The 21819-nt window shown below is 68.3% G+C and carries 20 protein-coding genes; 6 read left to right on the top strand and 14 right to left on the bottom strand.

The features are described 5' to 3' along the window. Positions 1 to 6: 6 nt before the first annotated feature. On the bottom strand, positions 7 to 1152 hold the full coding sequence (locus TY25_RS32740) for a glycoside hydrolase family 5 protein (protein ID WP_042262771.1): 1146 nt from the start codon (positions 1150 to 1152) through the stop codon (positions 7 to 9). A gap of 102 nt (positions 1153 to 1254) precedes the next feature. Next, a complete protein-coding gene (locus tag TY25_RS32735; RefSeq protein ID WP_042262769.1) occupies positions 1255 to 2427 on the bottom strand; it encodes an aminotransferase class V-fold PLP-dependent enzyme in 1173 nt (390 codons plus the stop codon). Between the two features lie 239 nt (positions 2428 to 2666). Between TY25_RS32735 and TY25_RS32730 the strand changes: the two genes are divergently transcribed. Continuing rightward, positions 2667 to 3677, top strand: a complete 1011-nt coding sequence (locus tag TY25_RS32730; protein ID WP_042262767.1) for a hypothetical protein — start codon at positions 2667 to 2669, stop codon at positions 3675 to 3677. A gap of 53 nt (positions 3678 to 3730) precedes the next feature. On the opposite strand, the gene TY25_RS32725 is transcribed toward TY25_RS32730, so the two are convergent. Then, the gene (locus TY25_RS32725; RefSeq protein ID WP_201773735.1) at positions 3731 to 4549 is read right to left on the bottom strand and encodes a C1 family peptidase; all 819 of its coding nucleotides are present in this window, start codon (positions 4547 to 4549) and stop codon (positions 3731 to 3733) included. Positions 4550 to 4895: 346 nt separating this feature from the next. Here TY25_RS32725 and TY25_RS32720 point away from each other — a divergent pair, with 346 nt between their 5' ends. The 3 genes from TY25_RS32720 to TY25_RS32710 all read left to right on the top strand — a co-directional run bounded on the left by TY25_RS32720 (position 4896) and on the right by TY25_RS32710 (position 6534). After that, entirely contained in the window at positions 4896 to 5546 is a 651-nt protein-coding gene (locus TY25_RS32720) for a papain-like cysteine protease family protein (RefSeq protein ID WP_052383349.1), read from the top strand. After that, on the top strand, positions 5543 to 6121 hold the full coding sequence (locus TY25_RS32715; RefSeq protein ID WP_042262765.1) for a hypothetical protein: 579 nt from the start codon (positions 5543 to 5545) through the stop codon (positions 6119 to 6121). Before TY25_RS32720 ends, TY25_RS32715 begins: the two co-directional genes overlap by 4 nt. 101 nt (positions 6122 to 6222) lie before the next feature. Next, on the top strand, positions 6223 to 6534 hold the full coding sequence (locus TY25_RS32710) for a hypothetical protein (protein WP_042262763.1): 312 nt from the start codon (positions 6223 to 6225) through the stop codon (positions 6532 to 6534). 86 nt (positions 6535 to 6620) lie between these two features. Here the strand turns inward: TY25_RS32710 and TY25_RS32705 are convergent, their stop codons facing one another. From TY25_RS32705 to TY25_RS32660, 10 genes are all read right to left on the bottom strand, one after another. Next, entirely contained in the window at positions 6621 to 7757 is a 1137-nt protein-coding gene (locus TY25_RS32705; RefSeq protein WP_146154008.1) for an LLM class flavin-dependent oxidoreductase, read from the bottom strand. Between the two features lie 188 nt (positions 7758 to 7945). After that, entirely contained in the window at positions 7946 to 8851 is a 906-nt protein-coding gene (locus TY25_RS32700; protein ID WP_042262761.1) for a sterol desaturase family protein, read from the bottom strand. Positions 8852 to 8899: 48 nt separating this feature from the next. Further along, positions 8900 to 9637 (bottom strand): helix-turn-helix domain-containing protein, encoded by a 738-nt coding sequence (locus tag TY25_RS32695; protein ID WP_042262758.1) that lies wholly within the window; start codon positions 9635 to 9637, stop codon positions 8900 to 8902. A gap of 110 nt (positions 9638 to 9747) precedes the next feature. Then, on the bottom strand, positions 9748 to 10056 hold the full coding sequence (locus TY25_RS32690; protein ID WP_052383347.1) for a PepSY domain-containing protein: 309 nt from the start codon (positions 10054 to 10056) through the stop codon (positions 9748 to 9750). A 111-nt stretch (positions 10057 to 10167) separates the two neighbouring features. After that, positions 10168 to 10389: a hypothetical protein gene (locus tag TY25_RS32685; RefSeq protein WP_042262757.1), complete on the bottom strand. Its 222-nt coding sequence runs from the start codon at positions 10387 to 10389 to the stop codon at positions 10168 to 10170. Positions 10390 to 10492: 103 nt separating this feature from the next. Next, on the bottom strand, positions 10493 to 11734 hold the full coding sequence (locus TY25_RS32680; RefSeq protein ID WP_042262755.1) for an oxygenase MpaB family protein: 1242 nt from the start codon (positions 11732 to 11734) through the stop codon (positions 10493 to 10495). A 1126-nt stretch (positions 11735 to 12860) separates the two neighbouring features. Continuing rightward, positions 12861 to 14171, bottom strand: coding sequence for an FAD-binding oxidoreductase (locus tag TY25_RS32675; protein WP_042262753.1), 1311 nt, complete (start codon positions 14169 to 14171; stop codon positions 12861 to 12863). A gap of 156 nt (positions 14172 to 14327) precedes the next feature. Next, positions 14328 to 15920 (bottom strand): AMP-binding protein, encoded by a 1593-nt coding sequence (locus TY25_RS32670; RefSeq protein WP_042262751.1) that lies wholly within the window; start codon positions 15918 to 15920, stop codon positions 14328 to 14330. A gap of 92 nt (positions 15921 to 16012) precedes the next feature. After that, the gene (locus TY25_RS32665; protein WP_081869262.1) at positions 16013 to 17167 is read right to left on the bottom strand and encodes a GGDEF domain-containing protein; all 1155 of its coding nucleotides are present in this window, start codon (positions 17165 to 17167) and stop codon (positions 16013 to 16015) included. Positions 17168 to 17350: 183 nt separating this feature from the next. Continuing rightward, complete coding sequence (locus TY25_RS32660; RefSeq protein ID WP_088607230.1) at positions 17351 to 17830, bottom strand: hypothetical protein; 480 nt, start codon at positions 17828 to 17830, stop codon at positions 17351 to 17353. A 443-nt stretch (positions 17831 to 18273) separates the two neighbouring features. On the opposite strand from TY25_RS32660, the gene prcB reads away from it, so the two are divergent. Further along, the gene (gene prcB / locus TY25_RS32655) at positions 18274 to 19092 is read left to right on the top strand and encodes a proteasome subunit beta (RefSeq protein ID WP_042262744.1); all 819 of its coding nucleotides are present in this window, start codon (positions 18274 to 18276) and stop codon (positions 19090 to 19092) included. 6 nt (positions 19093 to 19098) lie between these two features. Here prcB and TY25_RS32650 read toward each other — a convergent pair whose 3' ends face one another. Then, a complete protein-coding gene (locus tag TY25_RS32650) occupies positions 19099 to 19566 on the bottom strand; it encodes a hypothetical protein (protein ID WP_042262743.1) in 468 nt (155 codons plus the stop codon). A gap of 417 nt (positions 19567 to 19983) precedes the next feature. Between TY25_RS32650 and TY25_RS32645 the strand changes: the two genes are divergently transcribed. After that, positions 19984 to 21777, top strand: a complete 1794-nt coding sequence (locus TY25_RS32645; protein ID WP_226887401.1) for a sugar-binding protein — start codon at positions 19984 to 19986, stop codon at positions 21775 to 21777. Positions 21778 to 21819 lie beyond the last annotated feature (42 nt).

Below are 21819 nucleotides of genomic sequence, written 5' to 3'. Positions count from 1 at the left end.
ACGGGCTCAGCCGACGGTGCTCCGTTCGGCGATCAGTGACCAGAGCGGATCCTCGGGGCCGACGTCGAAGGTGCACTGCTCCGGCCGGGGGTCGGGCACGAACGCCCAGACCAGCGCACCCGCCGAGCCCGCGGCGCGCTGACCCGCCATGCTCGTCGCGATGCTGTCCCGCCGGGCCGACAGGCTGCGGCAGGATCCCGCGTGCTCGCCGATCTCGGCCACCAGCAACGGTTTTCCGAGTTCTCGCGCCTGCCGCAGCCTGGTCGCCAACCCGTCACGCTGGTCGCCCGGCAGCGCGACGTCGTCGTCGGAGTAGTCGTGGTACTCCAGCACATCGATCTGCGGCGACATCCCGACATCCGCGTATTCGGTACCGGCCGTGCCGCATTGGCCGCCGCCGATGAAGCCGGCGAAGATCAGGCGCTGCGGGTCGAGGGAGCGGATCAGCGCGCCGGAATCGTCCATGAACCGTCGTAGCACCAGCGCGGCGTCGCGCGGACAGCTGCGAGCCCGTTCGGAACAGTTGCCCGCGCCGCACATGCTCGGCTCGGGCTCGCCGACGACCTCCCAGCCCGCGAGCACCGGGGAACTGCGCCACCGGTGCACGGCGGCGGTGATCCACTCGCGAGTGCTGAACACGTTCCGTCCGGGAATCGGCGTCGTCTCGGTCCAGCCGTGTACATACCAGCTGCGCTGCTTGAACGTCTGGTCGTCGCAGTCGCCGTTCTGCGGTACGAGCACCGGCAGGAGCAGCTGACCGTGCCGCTGTGCCGCCGCGAACACCGCGTCGGCGGCCGAAAAGTCCAGTCGCCCGGTCGATTTGCTGACGGCGAGGGCCTGGAAGATGCCGACCCGGGTCAACGCGTTCGGCGGTAGCTTGCCGAAATAGTCGTCGAGATCGACCTGTGCGCCGCAGCCGATATTGATCGCCCAATCCGTGGCCAGCTGCGGGGCGTTGAAACCGGCGGGCCACCAGGGCTGTCCGCGGAGCAGCAGTGTGCTGCCGTCGCGGCCGACCACCGCTTCGGCCGGCGGTGCGCTCACCATCGATTCGGTGGACGGTGTCAGTGGGACGGATTCCGGGCCGCGCTCGGCGCAGCCGGTGAGCGCGCTGCCGAGCAGCAGCGCCGCGACGAAGCGAGCGGTTGTCATGGCGGGTCCGCGCCCGCGGTCGGGTCCCACCCGGTCATTCCACCACAGCGGCCGCGGCCCGGGCCGTACCCCGCGTGCGGCCGCGCGTCGCTGTGCTGCGCCTCAGCTGCGGATGAGGGTGGCCAGGGTGCGCACGAGATGGTCGATGTCCTGGGTGGTGTTGTAGCCGTGCGGCGAGACGCGCAGCCCGCCCGCCCGGGCCGAGACGGCGATGCCTGCGGCTTGTAAGCGACTGGCCAGCAAGGGGATCGGGGCTCCATCGAGGTGCACCGAGACGATGCCGGAGCGGCCCTCGGGGGAGCGATCCGTCAGCACCGTGGCGCCGATCGCGGTGAGTTCCGCGCACGCCTGCTCGCACAGCCGATCGACGTGCGCCCAGATGGCGTCGATGCCCGCGGCGAGCAGCAGCTCGATCGAGGCGCCCAGCGCGGCGATGCCGGTGACGTTGGGCATGCCGCCTTCCAATCGTCGTGCGGTGTCGTCGAATACCAGCTCGAGGTTGTCCCAGTCTTCCCGATGCGCGACCGAATTCCAGCCCGGTTCCAAGGGACGCAGCAATTCCAACCGGGAACCGCGGACGTAGAGCACGCCGCTGCCCTCCGGGCCGAGCAGCCATTTGTGCCCGTCCGCCATCGCGAAATCGACGCCCCAGCGTGCCAGTTCGGCCGGTATCACGCCGAGGCCCTGGATCACGTCCGCGCACAGCAGGGCTCCCGCCGCCCGGCACACCCGGCCCAGTTCGGCCAGGTCGACGCGCCAGCCGCGGCCGAACTGCACCCAGCTGGTGACGACGAGTTTCGGCGGCGGCCCCGCCTGGATGCGTTCGGCGAATGCCTCGACCGGGAGTTTCCCGCCCGGTCCGACGGGTCGGACGCGATCCACCACCACGCCGCGATCGGCCAGCGCGAGCCAGGGATACAGGGTGGACGGGAATTCCAGATCCGGCACAACCACCCGATCACCGGGCGACCAGTCGAGTCCGTTGGCGATCATGCCGAGCCCGGTCGTGGTGTTCTTCACGAACGCGACGTCGGTCCCCGGTACCCCCAGCAGCCGCGCTGCCGCCGCCCGCACTCGTTCGATCTCCGCACTGTGTGCCGCGTAGCTGAATTCGCCGTCCAGGGACACCTCGGTCGCGCGCCGGTGCATCGCGTCGACCGACGGCTGCGGGAGCGGGCAGATGCCCGCGTGGTTGAGGTAGGTCCACCGCTGCGTCGCCGGAAAGTGTGCACGCGCAAGGGGGGTGCCGCCGTCTGCCGCGATTGATCCGGTCATCTCTTACTCTCCGATAAAGTGGACGTAATGTCCAGTTAGGGCAGCATACGGCTAAGTGGTCAGTGTGTCCACATAACTCGTGACGGATTTCGGCATTGTGCACAACGGGTACGCGGTCACGCTGGTGCGCCTGCCATTGCGGGAACGGGCCGCGGATCGCAGCATGGTTGCCGGGCGGGCGACCGCCGACCCGACGTGTTATGCGAGGATCTGCCGACCGGCGAGGGAGCGATGACCGTATGACCATCGATCGACACAGCACCGAACGCCGAACCGCGACGAGAGGCGGTGTGGTCGCACTCCTTTCGGCCGTCACGCTCGCCGCGCCGACGCTCGCCGCCGCGCGCGAACCCGCGCCGGACGCCGCCATCACCTGCGACGACCACGTGACATCCGAAAAGTCCTTCTACAACGGTCCACGTGCCTCGGACACCTACGACAAGCACTTCGCGGGCAGTCACACCGTGCCCGATCTCGATACCCATGTCCCGCAGGGCCTGGCCACCTGGTCCCACTGGAACGGCACCGACGATCTGCTGTTGATCACCGCGTACGCGCCGAAAAGTCAGGACGATGCCTACATCATCGGTCTCGACGCGAAGACGGGCCGCCGGGTCGGCGCCGCGCGGATCGACGCGACCCACGCGGGCGGCATCGCGGTTTTCGAGCAGCAGGGCTGGGCGTATGTGTCCGGCAGTCAGGGCAAGCGGGTCCGGAAGTACTCGTTGGCCCGGTTGCGTGCGGCGATCAGCAATTCGGCCCATCTGGCGCAAGTGGGGGACGACATCGTCGTAGAGGGCGGGTCTTCGTTCCTCGGCAAGCACGGCGACTCGCTGTGGACCGGGCAGTTCGAGACCGACACCAGGGGAGCGATGTATTCCTACCGGGTCGGCCCGAACGGTGAGCTGACCGGTCGCGAAGGTCCGTGGGAGGTGCCCGAGAAGACGCAGGGGCTGGCCGTCACCGACGATCTGTTCCTGTACAGCACGTCCTACGGCCGACCCAATCGCAGCAACATCTACGTGGTCCGGCGCGGCGCCGGCGACCGCACGCTCGATACGGCGCGCCTGTCGTGCTTCCGGGCGCCGAGCATGTCGGAGGGGATGTCGGTCTACGGCGGCGCGGCCTATGTCGTGTACGAGTCGGGCGCCGCGTACTACCGCAGCGATCCGAAGAACAAGCCGCGCAACATCATCGAACATCTGCACCGCGGCGCGCTGGCGCAGCTGGGCGAGTTGCCGCCGAAATGATATGAGCGGCACCATGGCGGATCGCCCGCCATGGTGCCGCTGTCCTACTGCGATCAGGCCGGGGTGAGCCGGCCCATCGAATGGATCTCGTTCACATCGCTACCAGTGATGAAAGACCATGGGGCGGTGAAGAACCCGTTGTTGCCCCAGTTCGAACCCCAGGAGTTCTCGATCGTCACGCCTTTGGCGTCGTAGCCGACGATGGTGACCTCGTGCCCGCCGAGAATGCGCTCGCTGCGCGACGGATTGTAATTGCTGTTGGTGCTGTCCAGGCTTTCGAAACTTTCCCTGACCTCGAAGCCGAACGGCACCGGCAGGCCCGCGGCGATCGCGCCTTTGATGTTCGCGACGATATCGCCCTTGGTGAGGTCTTTGGCGCCGGACAGCTTGTAGTGCGCGGCATTCGCGCGTTCCGCCGCATCGGGCTGGGTCGTATAGTCGAAATCGCCCTGCCAATAGTCGGATTTGGTGTCTATGCCCTGTTGCTGCTCCAGCGGCAACGCGACACCGGCGTAGGTGCCCTCGTCGTCGCCCTTCGCGATCTGCGAGTAGATGAACATCGGCGCCATCGGGCTGCCGGCGATCTGCTGTTCGTGCATCAGGATGCCGTACCCGGTGTAACCGGTCGCCCAGGTGACGCACGAGCCGACCGGCCCCTGATCGCCGGGCGGTAATGCATACTGCCGCAACGAATACGAGGCGGGCGGCGTGCCGATCGCGCCCACCTGGACCGGCAGGGCCAAGCCGACGGTGGTGTCCCGGCTGAGGCTGTCGCGGGCGGCGGTCCGATCGAGACCGAACGCGTGATGGGCGATTTCGGGTTTCTCCGGCTCCGCGTGCGCGAGGGCGGGCAGGGCGAGACTGATCCCCACTGCGCAGACGACCGCAGTGGACAGGCGCGATTTTTGCAAGGTTCCTCCAGCCGATAAATGGACGGGAAGCGTCGAACAGATAGGGGAGTGTGTGACCGACCGCTTCCAGATGGAACTAGCAGCGAACTGAACACGGAGTGTTTCACGTCGTTCGCGCGGCGGCAACGTATAACTCACTGTGATTCATTTAAGGAATCGTTAACGGCAATGTCTCGCAAGTAAATTCAGGCAACTCGCCCAATTTGCCGTTGCGGCCCGGTGTACATATTGCGGCCGGAAACGGGAATGTGTAGCGTGCCGGTACATTTCCGCCGGGAAGTAGCAGGGGGATTCGGAAGGACGGGCTGTGGCATCGAAATGGAAACTGCTGTGCGGCCCGGCCGCCCTGTGCCTGGCGCTCACGGTGCACGGATCCGCGGCCGCCGATCCGGACCGGTCCGAATGGGCCGCGGGACGTTCCTATGGTCTGGTGGTGACGCCGGACCTACCGCCGGTACCGGAACCACGCTCGGCCGTCTTCGGCGCGCAGACCCTGCCGTATCTGCAGCAGACGCAGACCGCGGCGCAGTGGTGCTGGGCGGCCGACGGCTCGTCCATCGCGACGTACCTGCACAAGCCGATCAGCCAAAGTCAGTACTGCGCACTGGTGCACGGTGCCGACGCCGCCGGCAGCTGCCCCGACCAGCAGGCCTCGCTGGAAGAGATCGCGGCCGCGTTCCGGAAGATCGGCTTCGGCGCGGCCGTCGGCGCGCCGCTGTCGATGACCAAGGTGGTCGACGAGATCTCGGCCAACCGGCCGATTCTCACGGGTATCGCGTGGACGGCCGGCGGCGGGCACGCCCAGGTCATCTACGGCTTCGACGTGGACGCGGGCACCATCACCTACGGCGACCCGTGGCCCAGTTCGCGCCGCAGCGTCACCCAGGCCCTCGATTCGTATACCCAGAACGCGGATTGGGTGTGGTTCGGCGAGGACTACGGCATCGCGGCCCGATGAACGGCCGGCGTCTCGCCATCATGATCGCGGCCGGTCTGCTGCTGACCGGTTGCGCGAATCATGCGGTAACGGTGCAGGATTGGGTGAACGAACCGGACCTGGTAGCGATCGATCAGGCGATCGACGCACCGGCGGCGCAGCGTCTCGCGGGCTCGTTCCTGCGCTCGCAGGACCCCGCCGCCGACGGTGCGACGGTGCGGCTGCAACGGGTCGGCGCGCCGGTCGTGGTGTACGCGACCAACCCGCGGGCCGACCGGGCCGGCGATCTCGAACAGGCCGGTATCGAGTCGTATATCGCTGTGCCGGTGCGGGTTTCCGGCCGCGATGCCGCCGACACCATGCAGCTGGAGCCGCGCCCGCCGTATCGGCCCCGCGCCATGGCGACCGGGGTGGAGGAAACGAATCTGCCGCGGCCCGCCGGCGCCCGGCTCCTGCTCGACTATCCGACTCACACGTGGTTCGCGTGGACGCCGGAGAAGGCCACGGTGCTGTCCTCTGGGGCGCTACCGGACTTGGCGGGCAAGGAATTCGACGCCGCGGGATTACGCGCCGACTTCGGGCGCAGGGTTCCGTAGCGGCCGCCGCCCCGTGCCGCGCGGGATGGGTGCCGGGCAATCCCTCAGCAATGAATCTTGTTCCTGGGACAGTCGTATCGGAATTCGGTCACCCTTGAGGGGTGGAGCGCGAACAGTACCCAACGGCCACCTCGGCCGACGCCGTGGCCGCGCGGCAGAGCGCGGCATCGCACCGGTCCGCCGGGGGGACCTGGTTCGACCGCATAGTGCCGCAGTTGGAGAAAATGGCGCACGAAGTGTGCGATCAGCAAGCGGCCCAGCAGATCCGCGAGATCAAGCGCCGCCACACCGGCACCCTGTTCCCCGACGACCTCGAGGCGTGTACCGGTGTCGACCTCGCGCAGTTGCGCGCCGTGCTCGGCGCGGTCCGCACCGAGCTCGAGGAAGACGAGCCGGTCGAGCAGCCCGACTGACCGGCCGCCCGCCAGGCGCTGGTCGAGTTGCTCCGGGGGCGTGGCTGGACCGGATGGACCAAGGTCGGCCGGGGCGATCCGCCCGCTCACCCCGCCTGACGCCGCAGCCGCGCCGCCAGCCACAGCACGACGCCGTAACCGAAGGCGGCATCCGCGCCGGAAACCAAAGCGGCCGTGGGAAACACGATGGCATGTCGCAGACCCGCGTCGGACAGGGCGCGGATACGGCGCAGAATCTCTGCGGGAGTGCCGATCATGAGCCACTCGTGCAGCACCTCGTCCGGTACCTCCGCGATCGCCGCCTGCACCTCGGCCCGGGTCAGCTGGTGCGGCATCAGATCCAGGAGCCCGCGGAAACCTTCGCCGAACGGATGTTTCGCGCCGCAGCGCGCCCACACGGCGTCCGGTGCGAGCAAGCCGAGATAGCGGACCGCGGGTGCGCGCAGCAGCCGACGGAGGCCCGAATGAGTTCGCGCGGTGAGCATTTGGATCATCTGCGCGGGGACGATCGCGTCCGGGTCACGTCCGGCGGCGCGGGCGGCGGCGTGCACCAGTCGCAGTCTTCGCTCGTACTCCGGCGGGGACTGGGTCTCCCACGGGTACCAGCCGTCGGCGTATCGTCCGGTCAGCTCGAGCATCCGGGGGCCGTGCGCGCCGATCCAGATCTGGGGCATCCGGCCCGGCGGCGGCTTCAGATCCATTGGGGCCCGGTCGATTCGGTAGTACTTTCCGGCGAACTCGAGTGGTTCGGCCGACGTGAGTGCCGCGCGGATCACCTGGAGTGCCTCTTCGAGGCGGTCGACCGGGCGATTCCACGTGAACCCGTACGGGTCGAGGTTTTCCCGTTCGCCCGACCCGATGCCGAGGATGGGCGGGGCCTTCGTCATGTGCGCCAGCGTGGCGAACGTCTGCGCCAGCAGCACCGGATGCCGGCGATGTGGGTCCACCACCCCGACGCCCAACTGCACCCGTCCGGCTCCGGCCGCCAGATGTGCCAGCAGCGGAGCGTAATCGAATTGCTCGTCCGGGCTGGCGATCGCTTTCGCCTGCGGGGTGAAGTCGGTATCCCAGATGGCCCGCGGGAAAATGCTGATCAGATGATCCGGGGTCAGCACCGAATCGAGCTTGCCCAGCCGGGCCATCCGCACCACGAAGCGTCCGGCGCTCAGCGGTGGATTGACCCCGGCCATCGTGCCCACTGCGAACGATCGTGCCTCCGCCACCGGCGTCCCCTCTCGACCAGCATGCCCGCACCGGGCATCCCCCCGATTATCCCGACCCCCATCGCCCCCGTCCGCCGATTGCGCGGGTCGGTCGGCAGCAGCTACCTACAGGTGCAGGCGGGGGTCCACCGGTGCTCGCCGCCGCGGACGGCACGCTTGAAACCGTTGCCGCAGTGGCGGAACGATGCTCAGCGCTCGTCGGCCATCGCGCTCGCGCAGCCGCCTGCGGGGGTGAAGGGGTAGGTGAGTTGGGCGAGGTAGTCGACGGGGTAGTCGGGTTTGGCGGCCATGCCGAGGTGGGTGCTGGTGAAGCGGCGGTCCGGGTCGTAGGAGAAGGTGCGGAACAGGTGGTCCCACAGCAGGGTGAACAGACCGAAGTTGACGTCCCCGATACCGGCCCACTTCAGATGGTGGAAGCGATGACCTTCGTTGAGCGCCAGCACATATTTGAATGGTCCGACTCGATAGTCCGCATTGGAGTGTTGCAGGAGCAACTGGATTGCGACGGCGAGAGCGAGCGCGGCGGCGACCTGGACCGGCAAGCCGATGAGGAGCAAAGGCGCGACACCGGCGGCCATTTCCACGGTCTGGTGCAGCGGGTGCTTCATCAGGCCGTTCAGCCCGTAGAAGCGGGTGACGCTGTGATGCACGGCGTGGAACCGCCAGAGCAGGCCGATCTTGTGGCTGGCCAGGTGCACCAGCGTGATGCCGAAATCGGCGATCAGCACCGCGAGGAGCACCTGCAGCACGAACGGCAAACCGCTCGGCCAGAGGTCAGGCGCGGGCACGATGGCCGCCAGCGCGGGAATGGCGGCGACACTGACGAGGAGCAGGCTTTCGTTGACCACGGTGTGGATGCGGTCGCGACGACTGTCCGCCTGTTCACCGTTCCACTCCGGTTCGTACGGGATGATCCGTTCCACCAGGAACGAGGCGGCGACGGCCACCGCGAGCACCGACAGCAGCCAGTATTCGGGAGTGTGCGCGGCAGCGAGCGCAATCCCGACCCCGTTGAGGCCGAGCAACATGAACGGGACGTAGGCGTATCGAGTGAGCTGTTGCCACGCGGTGGGCGTGTGTGTCGTGCTGGTCATGGGGACGATCGTGGCGGCGGACGGCCCGTACCGGCTTGAACGTTTCGGCTACGGCGTATGCGCGATGTCCCAGCGCAGGTTCCGGCTCAGCGCCGACGGCGGCAGGCCGAAGATCTCGCGGCAGGTGCGCGTCAGATGGGCGCTGTCGGCGAACCCGGCGGCATGCGCGGCGGTGGTGAGGTCCGCGCCCGCCGCGGCCGTGGCGATGGCGCGGCCGAGCCTGAGCCAGAGAATGAAGCGGCGCAACGGAATTCCGACCTGCTCGGTGAACAGATGGGTCAATCGGGTCGCGGAGAGACCGACGTGTCCGGCGAGGTCGCGGGTGCTGACCGTGCCGGCGGCGACCAGGCCGGGCAGCAGTGCCATCGCCGCCTCGACGGCGGGGTGGCGGTCGGTCCGGTGCTCGGCGGGCAGCAGTGCGGTCGTCACCGCGGTGACGAAGGTGTCGAGCCCGTGTTCGCAGCCGGTGTGGGCGGGAAAACCGAACTCGGCGTGCCAGCCGTCGGTGCGGGCCCGCTGATGCGCGGCGCGACCGGGCTCGCTGTCGGGATCCAGGAACACGGCGGTGCCGACGGGCGCGCCCGTATCGATGCGGTGCACCGCATCGGCCGGAATGATGAAATGGGTTCCGCTGTGCTGCTTGCCGTTTCCGTCCACGACGAGCAACTCGGTCGGCGCGGTCATCAGCTGCACCGCGTGGTGCGCGTGCGCGGCGGTGGTCCCGATGGCACCGGCGAAGGCAAGGGTGCCGGGTCGGAGCAGCGCGGTGCCCTGCCACCGTCGCACCCTGGCCTCCTGCCGCCCGCGTCGCCGGGCTACCTCGCTTGTCGCACACCCCGCGCGGGGTGCGCGCTACAAAGTAACCCGGCGTCGTTCGGCTGCTGGAGCGGGAGCGGTCAGTCGTTGTCCTCGTCGATGGAAACGATGGTGCCGGTGCGGGCGTCGACCGCCACCTCGTAGCCGCCGCCGTCCCGGGTCTTGACGTCGATCTCCCACTTGGGCGTGCCGTCCGAGGTGTCGAATTCGATGGACTGCACGGTCGCGCCCATCAGTGCGTTGCGGGCCGCGTCGAGCGCTTCCTGCTCGGTGACGGCGGGTTCCGCGCCGGCCACCGCGCCGCCGCCACCGATCAGTGCGACGGCCAGCGCCGCACCGATGGTGAGTTTGCGCAGGCCGGAGCCGGGACGGCGGGGTGCGTAGAGCATGGTGATCCTCCTCAGTCGGTGACGCCGATGGCGCGATCCGAGGCCGATGGCGGCTGCCGCGCCCTTTGCGGGGGAACTACCACCTGAGCTCTGTTCTATGCGTTCGGGCCCTCAGCGCTGCCGGGCGAGGCGGCGCTTTGCCCGGTACGGCTGGACGAACATGTACCAGCCGGTGCCCAAAAGCAGGAAGAGCGGCAGTAACGGGAGGTAGAAAATCCACACGGCGGATTCGGTCAAGCCGAGGGCGGCCGCGACGAACGCTATGACGACGGTCGCCGTGAAAGTCATCGACATCCAGCGATGCAACTGCCGGTTGTTCTTACTCCAGCTCATTACCTTCTCCTTTTGCGGACGGCGCGGCACGCCGCAGGTGTTGATCTGGATTATCGCGATACGGGAATCGGCCCGCCGTTATTCGAGCGAATCAGCCGCAAATTCAGCGTGGCGGTCGATTCATGTCCCGATTCATCTGCGGGATTTCTATGCTGATCGGCAGCCGGAGTTCGGCCAGGTAGATCAGGGCCGCCTGGCGCAGGAATTCGTCGAAGAGCCAGTAGGCGTCCGGCGCGAGCGGTACCACCGGGAGCAATCCTTCGCGCACCGCGATGAACGGCCCCCAGCTCACCCGGAGCAGCGGGTCCCAGACCGGTTCCCTGGGGATGGCCAAACCGTCGGCGATCTTGTCGCCGAGCAGGAATCGGGTGAACGCGCCGAGCACGGGCTTGCTGAGGATCGCCAGGTCGAGGTTCACACCCAGTCGCAACAGCCGGTCGGCCAGCGCGGCGCCTTCGGGGGTCGGCGCGATAATGGGGTCGAGTACCTGTGCCGCTTGGGAATTCGCCTCGGCCCACGAATTGGGAATGTACTCGTCGCGGACGCCGAGCATATGCGCACAGACCTGCCACGAATGCAGGAAGGCGTCCGATTCGTGCGCCGGTATGGGCACCTGCCACGCTCGCAGGTGTTTCATGACGGTGGTCGGCAGACTGTGCCAGGTCACCATCAGGTCGTTCTGGCTGATCGGAACGTCTTCCTCGGCCGCGTGCACCCAGTGCGGGGACTGCGGCAGCAGGTGTCGTACGGCGGCGTGCACCAGCCGGGTCTTGACGCACGTGACGATCATTTCGCCCTCGGGCGCATAGGCATTCGCGGTGCCGATGTCGTAGCCGAGCTTCGCGGTCTTGGAGATCCGGTCCTTCAGATCGTGACCACCCTTGGAGTAGTAGACCGCCCGCGCCTCCTTGGGGATGACGGTGCTCATCATGCCGCTGGCCAAGCCGTACAGCACACCGAGATACAGGCCGCGCTTCTTGTTGAACTCGACCGCGGTGCCGAGCCTGCCCGGATCGGTCCACTGCGGAAGCCGGCGGGCGTACTCCATGAAATCGCTTAGCTCCGTGGGCAATCCGGCGGGCAGGGGCTGGCCGTTGCGGGTCCACGTCCGCAACAGCTCGTTCACCCGGCCCACTTCGTTGCGTTCCAGGAGCTGCGCGACCACCGGATCGGCCTCGGGATCCCACACGGTCATGGGGTCAGCGCCGGCCCCGCTGCCCGCCACCGAACCGTCCGGTGACCAGCTCCACGGTTGTGCCCGCGCCGGCGCCACCCGCGCGATCGCGCCGGCCGCGCCCAGCGTCGCACCGACCTTCAACGCGTTTCGCCTACTGATTCGATCCACGGCGATACTCCTCACTGAGCTGACGCCACCCTGCCGCGCAGGGCCGGTCGCGTCGCGCCGAGCCGCGCATCGAGTGGAAGAATAGTCATTAACTTAGCAAGGCGCGTACGGCACCGAGTAGGCTTCCGGGAAATTGGCCAAAATCGATGCGAGAGTTGGATACTTGCCGACTGTCGGCCATGGGCAGGGGGATGGCGATGCGGTAGTAGTAGAGGAAGTATCGATAACTTAATGCCCCGCCGTGTGGCGCGGGCTGGACAGTGGCCTAGGTTCTGTCTCGAGGCGGTGAGTTTGCCGAAGCGGGTGGCCCGTACGCGACCGGCGCTTCGCGCCACGGTGACCCCACTCGCGTGCGGCACCGGATCCCATCGATGAGCTGATGTTTCCGTCCACTTCGGCGGGCGCCCCGCCTTCTTCCAATGGGGCACCGGCTCCGCCCGCTTCTTGGCATCTGCACCACTTCTCGGATTCTCACTATTTCTGGGCGTCCAGAAGGGGTGTGAATCCCGAGAAGCGGTGTAGATGTGGGACTTTCGCGTGTCGACACGGGGCTATCTGTCGCTTGGTTTGGTTGCGTTTGGGCTTGTTGGCTGGCTGCCGAAGTGTGACTTGCCCGGATTGGTGTGCCTGCCGCGGGCGTTACGTGGATAGTGCTGAGCACGTCGGGTGGGGTTCCCGGCTTTAGGTGCACGTCAGGTGCGTGAAGGTGAGTTCCGGCGTGGTCGTCTGGCTGTGGTGCTGTTTTCGAGAGTTCGTTGACGAGGTGTCAGCGGTTTCGGGTGAATGGGGTTGTGGCTCGGCGTGTTTCGCTGGGGGAGTCGCGGGGTCACAGACCTTCCGTACGGTTCACAGCAGCTATAACCCCTGTGAACCGTAGGAAACCTCTGTGACCCTCAACCTATCTGTCGCTTGGTCCATACCAACCGGTCCGCTATCCAACCGTGCCTCTCTTTCCCAAGCCGCTCGAGACGCCACCACCGCCAGACGGCCACGCCGGAATCCGCCTCATGCACCTAACCTGCACCTAAAGCCGGGTACGGCACACGACGTGCTCAGCACTATCCCGGTAACTCCCGTGGCAGGTACACCGAACTAGGCAGGCGCAGATGGGACTTCGAGACGGAACCTAACCGAGCACCGGGTAGTTCGCGCGGATCACCGAGTGCGGATCGCGCGCCTGCTTGATCTCGCGCAACCGGGCCAGCGTGGCTTCGTCGAAGGCCGCGGCGGCGGACTCGTCCGAGCCGAGAAAGGTGTACGGCTTCAGCCCGCCGAGGTGCCCGCCGATCGCCGCAACGATCTCGGATCGCTTGGCGCGCACCGCATCCGCGAGATGCGGTAGGCCGAGCCCGAGCAGATACAGCAGATACGGTTCTGCTACCGGCCCGCGCGCACCGCGTTCGGGCCGGGCGGCGGCGAGCGCGCCGCCGAGGTGGCGGACCTGAAAGTTCACCAGCGGTGCGACCGGCTGGTCGAGCAAGGTCTTGACCACCGCGTCGCCCAGATCGGTGAGCAGTTCACCGTGCGACAGTGACGGGCTGGGATCGGTGGGCTCCGTGGTGATCTCGCCCAGTCGCGCCACCGGCAGCGGACCGCGCTTGTCCACCACGGCACCGCCGATCGCGTCCAGCGGGGCGAGCAGGGCGCGACCAACCTCGGGGTCGCCGAGGTAGGCGGCATCGAGCGCGACCATGGGCGGCGCGTCCGGGAACTGGAAGCGGTGGAACCACACCGAGAGTTCGTCGGGCGCACCGGCGGTGAGCGTCTGGAACAGGTCGAAGACTTCGGCGGTCCGGGTGCCCGGCCACATCGTCCGGCCGCCGTAGAGGCCGGGCGCCGGGAACAGGTCGAATTCGAGTCCGGTCACCACGGCGAAATCGCCACCACCGCCGCGCAGCGCCCAGAACAGCGCGGGATCCTCGGCGGCGGTGACCCGGGCGTGGGTGCCGTCGGCGGTGACGATCTCGAAGGCGCGCACCGCATCCGAGGCCCAGCCGTATTTGCGGCTGAACCAGCTGAGCCCGCCGCCCAGCGTGTAACCGGTCACGCCGACCACCGGATTGCTGCCGGCCAGTCCGGTGAGTCCGTGCGCGCCGGCCGCGACCTGTACCTGCCCCCACTTCGCGCCCGCGCCGACGCGCGCGATGCGCTGCGTGGCGTCGATCACCACGCTGTCGAGGCGGCCGGTACGCACCAGGATCGCGTCCTCGACGCAGCCGGTCGCACTGTGGCCGGTCGGCTGGGTGAGGACCGGAATGTTCGCGGTGCGGGCGTGGCGCACCACCGCGGCGATATCGGCCGCGTCGGCGGCCTCGACCACCGCCGCCACCGGCTGGGCGACGGTGAGATTCCAGGGTTGTGCCGCAGCGGCGAAGTCCGCGTCGCCGGGAACCAGTACCCGGCCCTGCACGGCGTTGCGAAGATCGGCGAATGTCATGTTGCGTCCTGACTTTCCGGAATGCGTTCGGGTGGCGCGGTAGCGGTCCGCGCCGGGGAAACGGGCTGTTCGTTGCCCGGCACCGCATTGACGAATGAGCGCAGGAAAGTGTGACACGGACAAGATCTCGCCAGGTCGTGGCGAAGTCGACAGGATTCAGGTCAGCGCCAGGGCGGCGAGGGCGCCGCGGTTGATCTTGCCGGTGGGCGTGCGGGGCAGGTCCTCGACGAATCGGACATCGCGGGGGACCTTGAAGCGGGCGAGGTGGTCCCGGACGTAGGTGCGGACCTCGTCGCCGCTGAGATCGCCGTGCGCGATCAGGAACGCGGCCAGGCGCTGGCCGAATTCCTCGTCCGGCACGCCGATCACGGCCGCTTCGGTGATCTTCGGGTGCCGGTAGAGCAGATCCTCGACCTCACCGGGGAAGACGTTCTCGCCGCCGGAGACGATCATGTCGTCGTCGCGGCCGTCGATGAACAGCCGGCCGGCCGCGTCGAAATGCCCGACGTCGCCGGTGCTCATCAAGCCGTCGACGATGTTCTTGCCGCCGCCGCCGGAGTAACCGGTGAAGGCGATCGAATTGCCAACGTACACAGTGCCTTTGGCGCCCGGTCCGGTCACCGGCCGGCCGTTGTCGTACAACCGCACGACGATGCCGACCGGTGGTTTGCCGACGGTGCCCGGCGCCGCGATCCAGTCCCGCGGGGTCGCGATGGTGGCGGTGCCGGTCTCGGTGCAGCCGTAGAAGTTGTAGAGCACCGGACCGAACAGCTCGATGGCCCGGGACCCGAGCGCCGACGGCAGCGCGGCGCCGGCGGAGAAGACGATGCGCAGGCTGCTCGTGTCGTAGCCGCGGATCTCCGCGGCGCCGAGATCGAGTATCCTGCGCAACATCGTCGGCACCAGAACCACTGCGGTACAGCGGTATTCCTGGATCTGCGCCACAGCGCGACGGGCGTCGAATCGGCCGTGCAACACCACCGTGCAGCCCAGCGAGAGCGACATGATGAACTGCGTCAACGCCGTCCCGTGGAACAGGGGAGCGCACAGCAGGGTGACACCCCCGCTGCGATAGGGCACCCGATCCAGGAATTGCGCTGCGGCCAAGGGGGTTTCGACCTTGCGGGGGACACCCTTGGGGGTGCCCGTGGTGCCGCCGGTGAGGATCACGAAGCCGCCCTGAGTGGCCGGAGCGGGCGGCCGGGCGACGACGCTGTTCTTCGTGGCACGTAAGTCGAGACGCCGGATTTCCGGGCCGAGAGCCGCTGTGGCCGAGTCGAATTCGTCGTCGGCGAGGACGGCTCCGACGCCCTCTCTGGCGACGACGTCCGAGAGCTGGGTCGCGCCGAAGCCGGTGTTCAGCAACACGACCCGGGCGCCGATCTTCGCGCCGGCGATCAGGGCCTGCACCATGCCGCGGTGATCGCGGCACAGCACGCCGATCGGCGTGCGCGCGGACACGCCCTGGGTCAGCCAGGCCTGGGCCAGCGCGTTGGTGCTGTAGGCGAGTTCGCGATAGGTCAGCAGACCCGATTCATCGATGAGTGCGATCCGGTCCGGGTAGCGCAGCGCCGCGATCTCCACCGTCCCCGCGATCGGTCCCAGCGTCCGCACCGACCGGCTCGTCCGGACTATCTGATCGGGGCGGCGCAGGTCGATCACCCCCGCCCGCTGCAGTACCGCGACCTGCCGGAGCTGGGTCGGCAATGTGCGGGCGCCTCGGGAAAACGGCAGGTGCACTCGTTCCATGGGTCAATCCCAATGCATCGCGCACACACCGCGCTATTGACAATCGACTCAATGTGACTGTGCGAATTCTGGCAATACGTAGACCTGCCCGCTCACCGTCGTTCCGGCGTCTCCCGGCGCGCGGACTCCGGTCGCGGCACCGGCTCGGCGATCACGACGGCGTTACCGCCCAGCTGTTTTGCGCGGTACATCGCCGAGTCGGCGGTGTGGAACACGGTGCGGTCGATCGGTACACGGCGGGAGTCCCCGGTATGGACCGGGTCGATCCGGGCCGCGCCCACGCTGGCCGTGATGGTCTGCGGCAGCCGCGGCATGGACTCGACCGCCTGTCGCAGTCGTTCGGCGACGGCGCCGAGGTCGGCGCCGTGCAGCCGGCCGACGACCACGAATTCCTCGCCGCCCGTGCGCACGACGACGGCGCCGGGCGGTGCGGCGGCGCACAGGCATTCGGCCGTGCGCACCAGCACTTCGTCGCCGAACGAATGCCCGAAGGTGTCGTTGACGGACTTGAACCGATCGAGGTCCAGGGTCACGACGTAGACGCCGTGATCGCGGCCGCGGGCGCGGAACAGCCTGGTCAGGTGCGAATCGAGGCCGCGCCGGTTCAGCACCTTGGTCAGCGGATCGGACAGGGCGTCCAGGCGCAGCAGCCAGTTGCAGAACTGGACGACCGGCAGCACCACGCCGGTCACCACGAGAATGACCAGCACGACCATCGCGCCCAGCGCGAGATCGCCCCGGCCGTGCCCGCTGCCGCCCGGCCCACCGGCGACCATCATGGCGGCCAAGGCGAGGATCGACAGCACGGCGAAGCCGACGTGCAGGGCCAGCACCGGTGGACCGTGGAAAATCGTGATGTACCCGCCGGTCGTCACCAGCAGCACGCAGCCCATCGCTCCGAGCAACCTGTCTTGGACCATCACATTGTTCGCGGTCACGGCGATATCGACCACGGCGACCCACATGAGCGATTCGGTTTCGCGCGGCCACGCGAACAGCCACCAGCGCAGGGTCCACAGTGCGGCGGTGACGGCGACGACCACGGCTTGGATATCGCCCGCGACGCCGCGCTGGCCGCCCTGGGAGGCCAGCGCCAGCAGGGTGATCGACCCCATGACGATGCCGCCCCAGCCCATCATGAACTTCAACGGCCCGAGCGCCGAGTGCGCCTCGAACGTCTCGATCAGCCATCGGTAATCGACCCGGTACCGCCACCAGGAGCGCACCATCGATCGGCTGCTGGTCACCAAAGCCACCGCCCTCACGTCGGCAAGAGAGTCTCCGGTCTGTTTGTGCACCCCGACAAGATTCGTGCCCGTCTCCTGTCTCGCACAGTAACTGAGCATTTGCCGTGGATGGAACCGTTGATGCGGAGAGATGTGAGGACTGTCACCCGGGCCTCGAACCCGTTTCTGTGCGGCGTAAGCCGCTCAGCAGGCCACGGTGGTGAGCTGGCGCGCGCGGTGGGTGGCGCTGGCGCGGACCGCGGCGGCGATCGCCACCACCGGCGGCACCCAGCGGGCCTCGTCGGGGGCGATCTTCCAGCACGCCGCGCCGTGGGCGAGCCGGGTCGGCGGCAGCGGGATGCTCGCGCCGTCGGTGTGCACGACGGCGCCCGCGTCCCGCAGCGCGGCGATGGCGAGCGCCGCCTTCGCGGCGCCGACGACCAGGTGGAATTCGCGACGCTGCGCGCCCGGCAGTTCGACCACCGGGCCGAGCAGGTTGTTCGCGTGCAGGAAGCGGGAGACCTCGCCGGCGAGCGCGCCGGTCAACTCGACGGCGGCGACCTGCTCGTCGGTGATCAGGCAGACGCCGTTGGCGGTTTCGGTGACGGTCCAGCCACGGTCGCAGTAGTCGTGCGCTGCGTTCACGGTGGCCACGGTGACGGGACTCTGGAACGTCGCAGGCACTGTCTTCTCCATTCATCAGGTGGCTCGGGAACTCTGGGGGCGGGGTCGTGGTGGGCACCCGCATCTGTCGCACCTGTATCAAATCCGCTGCGGCTAACAGTTTTCCTACAGAATGCTTGTGATCACGACCGGCACCACAGATTCTGCGTGGTCAGGACTGCTCGGGGCATCGCCCGCGGGTCGCTGGCCGGGTCGTCATTTGGGAGGACACGGCTGCGCGTGCGTCATACCTGACGGTGTACGGGACCCCGACACGAGTCCGGGTGTGTTCGGTAACGCCGCAGGTCAACAGGATCCGGGCGGCGGTATGGCCGGCTCGGTCACCTCCGATGCGAATCAGGTTGAGCGCCGGGACCTTCCGGTGCGCGCACGATGCGTGCGGTGCGCGCGCAGCGGGTAGGGTCGATACCCGGGTTCGGCGTTGGGTATCGAGGAGGGCTGCGATGGCGGATTGGTTCGGCGAAGGGCACACATCGTCCTCGTTCTCCGAATACCTGCAGCGGAACGCACCGGAACTGTTGCCGTCGCACCGGTTCGGCCGCGCGAGCACGGCGGCGGACATCGCGCCGCACGGCACCACGATCGTCGCGGTCACCTATCGCGGCGGTGTGCTGCTCGCCGGCGACCGGCGGGGCACCATGGGTCATCTGCTGGCCACCCGGGACATGGAGAAGGTCTTCATCACCGACACCTATTCGGCGGCCGGCTTCGCGGGCACCGTCGGCACGGCCGTCGAGATGATCCGGTTGTTCGCGGTCGAGCTCGAACACTACGAGAAGATCGAGGGCGCGCCGCTGACCTTCGAGGGCAAGGCCAATCGGCTGTCGAAGATGGTGCGCGACAACCTGCCCGCGGCCATGCAGGACCTGGCGGTCGTCCCGCTGCTCGTCGGCTACGACCTCGACGCCACCGACCCCGACCGGGCCGGCCGGATCTTCTCCTACGACGTCGTCGGCGGCCGCAGCGAGGAGCGCTTCGGTTACGCCGCGGTCGGCTCCGGTTCGCTGTTCGCGAAGTCGTCGCTGAAGAAGACCCACACCCGCGACATCGATGCGGATCGTGCCCTGCACATCGCGGTCGAGGCCCTCTTCGACGCCGCCGACGACGACACCGCCACCGGCGGTCCCGACGTGGTCCGCGGCATCTACCCCCGCGCGGTGATCGTCGATGCCGAAGGTGCCCAGGAGATCCCCGAATCCCGCCTCGTCGACATCACCCGCACACTCCTGGCTACTCGCTCCGCCGAGCGAAGCACATCCTGAGCGCACTCATTCGTCTGTCCGTGTGGACGCGTAGAGCCCGAGTGCGATCGCGGCCAAAGCGGCGGTCACCGAGAGTGTCCAGAAGGCCGGGCCGAAGCGGAATCCACCGCCGGTGGCGATCCGGTCCTGCCAGAAGTTGCGCAACCGCAGGACCAGGTACACCGACGTCGCCGAACTGAGCAGCAGTGCCGCCGCGACGATCGGCCCGGCGGCTCGCCCCGCCGACGTGGCAGCGCATCGCGTCAGCAGCACCGGCGCGACAAGCACACCCAACGCGCCGACGACGATCAGCACGACCCCGAGGTGATCCAGCCCGTACGGATAGCCGCTCGGCGCCCGCCACGGAGTCACGTCGACCTCCGGCAGCCTGCGACTGTTGTCGAACCGGAGCCGGTCGCCGCCCCGTACCGACTCGGCGACCGGCACCAGCCAGGTGACCGCCAGCGTCGATTGCGCCGCAACCAAACTCAGCACCCCCGCGACCGCGACGATCCACCCCGCCCACCGCCGAGGTCGAAGGTCCCTGGAAGGCAACGTCATCAGGTCGGCACGCGCACCGCGGTGAGCACATCCATGGTCGATTACGCACCTTTCTGTCGAACAGGCCGTCGAACCATGCGGTTCGCCTAAGGAAAACGCATGGGCAAACTTCTGGCAACCTTTACCTGGTCGCGGGCGCTGCTCGTGGTGGCCTGTGGAGCGTTCCGATAGCGGAGTCCCGCTGGCCGGAGTGGGTCGTCGAGATTTCAATCGGTGAATTGTGGAGTGCGTCACGTCATCTCCGTCCTGGGCGACCGGAGTTCCGATCAGCGTGCGGCAGACCAGGGGGCGACGGGAACCGGCTGCTCTACTATCTCTGGTTTCGTGCGGTGCGGCGGACGGGAGGCATGGATGGGTCGCGCAGGGTCGGGCTGCGGGGCACGGCTGAGCCGGCGAGCGGTGCTGGCGGCGGGAGTCGCCGCGACGTGGTTCGTCGCCGACGCGTCGGCCGCCGCGCCCCGGCGTGCCGAGCCTGATTCGGCCCATACCGACGTGCTGTTCATCGGTGCGCATCCCGACGACGAGTCGAGCAACCTGTCTACCTTCGGGCGCTGGCGCGAAGAACTGGGCTGGCGCACCGGTGTCGTGACGATCACCCGGGGCGAGGGCGGCGGCAACGCGGCCGGCCTCGAGGAGGGGCCCGAACTGGGTCTGCTCCGGGAAATCGAGGAACGCCGGGCCACCGCGTCGGTCGGCATCGAGAACATCTTCTACCTCGACAAACCCGACTTCTGGTACACGCTCTCCGCGCCGCTGACCGCGCGCGTCTGGGATGCCGAGGACACTCTGGCGCGCCTCGTGCGACTGGTCCGCGCGACCACCCCGCACACCATCGTGGTGATGGACCCGCGGCCGTTCAACCAGCATGGCGGTCACCAGCTTTCGGCCCGCCTAGGCATCGAGGCGTTCCGCTCCGCCGGTGACCCGCGAGCCTTTCCGAGCCAGCTCGCCGACGAAGGACTGCGCGTGTGGCAGCCCAGGAGCTTGCTGGCGCAGAACTATGGATTCGACACACTGCTCGGGCCGGACGCGGCCGAGCGTCGGCAGATCGATCCGGCCAGCGGCCTTCCGGTCCTCGGCGTCTGGTCCGGTGGGCTGTCGCGGGCGCACGGCACGAGCTGGGCGCAGGTCGAGCGCGATGCGGCCCGTATTTATCTGACCCAGGGTTTCGCGGCGATGCCGCCGCGGGTACCCGCGGATCCGCGGCAGCTCGGTTCGGATTGGTTCACGGTGCTCGCCGAGGACGGCCGTTTCGTAGAGGCGCCGGTGCTGCGGCAGACCGGACTGCGGCCGCTGTACGCCGAATTCCGCGACTGGGCCGAGCGAATCGGATTGCCCTGGTTGGCCAATCGCGCCCAGCCCGGCTATCCGCCGAACCCGCGCACGGTGATCCCCGCGGTGCCGGTCGCGCCCGTGCTCGACGGCGTCGAGGGTCCGGGCGAATACCCGGGTCCGGCACTGCCGCTGGCGGTCTGGCAGGGCGGTGGCGACTGCACGGCGACGGCGAAACTGTCCAGGCACGCCGACGATCTGTACGTGCTGGTGGACGTCACCGACGACCGCAAGGGCGCCGAGTTGGCGGCCGACGACGTCAAGCGGCACTGGCGCACCGACGCGGTGGAGATCGCGCTCGACCCCCGGGGCGACTCCGACGACACGTCGACCACGTTCAAAACCGGCATCCTGCCCTACACCGCGAGCGGGGGCGGCCCGGCCGCCGAGCGCGACGCCGACAACGATCAGGGCGCGGCGGGCGAGACGGCACCGGGCATGCGGGTCGCCGCTCGGGTGCGCGAACCGTACCGCGGCTACACGGTCGAGGTGAAGATTCCGCTGGCCGAACTGCCCGCCCCGGTCGATCCCGACAGGTTCGCCGTGAACATCCTCGTCTACGACTCCGACACCGCGGACAAGACCGGGCACACGCGCCTGGCGTGGTCGCCGTTCGGCAGTCCACAGGCCGACCCGTACGTGTGGGGGACCGCCGTGCTCGCCGATTACCAACCGCCCGCAGGGTTTTCCTCGACCGAACAACCGCCGGTGCTGCCGCGAACCGCCGCCCGCAGTGCGGATGCACCGGCCTCGGTGGCGCAGGCCGAGCGCATCGGGGTGCCGATTGCGGGAAATCCACGCACGACCCGCTAGGACGCACGGGATGCGCGCTTTCCGTATCGCGCCGCGGCGGGA

This window comes from Nocardia brasiliensis NBRC 14402 (genome assembly GCF_000308475.2).
Lineage (GTDB): Bacteria > Actinomycetota > Actinomycetes > Mycobacteriales > Mycobacteriaceae > Nocardia > Nocardia brasiliensis.
This window is presented reverse-complemented; position numbering and strand designations above follow the sequence as displayed.

Bases quoted from the DNA above. Each gene is read 5' to 3' on its own strand.
- TY25_RS32740 (WP_042262771.1), bottom strand. From the start codon at position 1,152: ATGACAACCGCTCGCTTCGTCGCGGCGCTGCTGCTCGGCAGCGCGCTC.
- TY25_RS32735 (WP_042262769.1), bottom strand. From the start codon at position 2,427: ATGACCGGATCAATCGCGGCAGACGGCGGCACCCCCCTTGCGCGTGCA.
- TY25_RS32730 (WP_042262767.1), top strand. From the start codon at position 2,667: ATGACCATCGATCGACACAGCACCGAACGCCGAACCGCGACGAGAGGC.
- TY25_RS32715 (WP_042262765.1), top strand. From the start codon at position 5,543: ATGAACGGCCGGCGTCTCGCCATCATGATCGCGGCCGGTCTGCTGCTG.
- TY25_RS32700 (WP_042262761.1), bottom strand. From the start codon at position 8,851: ATGACCAGCACGACACACACGCCCACCGCGTGGCAACAGCTCACTCGA.
- TY25_RS32690 (WP_052383347.1), bottom strand. From the start codon at position 10,056: ATGCTCTACGCACCCCGCCGTCCCGGCTCCGGCCTGCGCAAACTCACC.
- TY25_RS32685 (WP_042262757.1), bottom strand. From the start codon at position 10,389: ATGAGCTGGAGTAAGAACAACCGGCAGTTGCATCGCTGGATGTCGATG.
- TY25_RS32675 (WP_042262753.1), bottom strand. From the start codon at position 14,171: ATGACATTCGCCGATCTTCGCAACGCCGTGCAGGGCCGGGTACTGGTT.
- TY25_RS32670 (WP_042262751.1), bottom strand. From the start codon at position 15,920: ATGGAACGAGTGCACCTGCCGTTTTCCCGAGGCGCCCGCACATTGCCG.
- prcB (WP_042262744.1), top strand. From the start codon at position 18,274: ATGGCGGATTGGTTCGGCGAAGGGCACACATCGTCCTCGTTCTCCGAA.
- TY25_RS32645 (WP_226887401.1), top strand. From the start codon at position 19,984: ATGGGTCGCGCAGGGTCGGGCTGCGGGGCACGGCTGAGCCGGCGAGCG.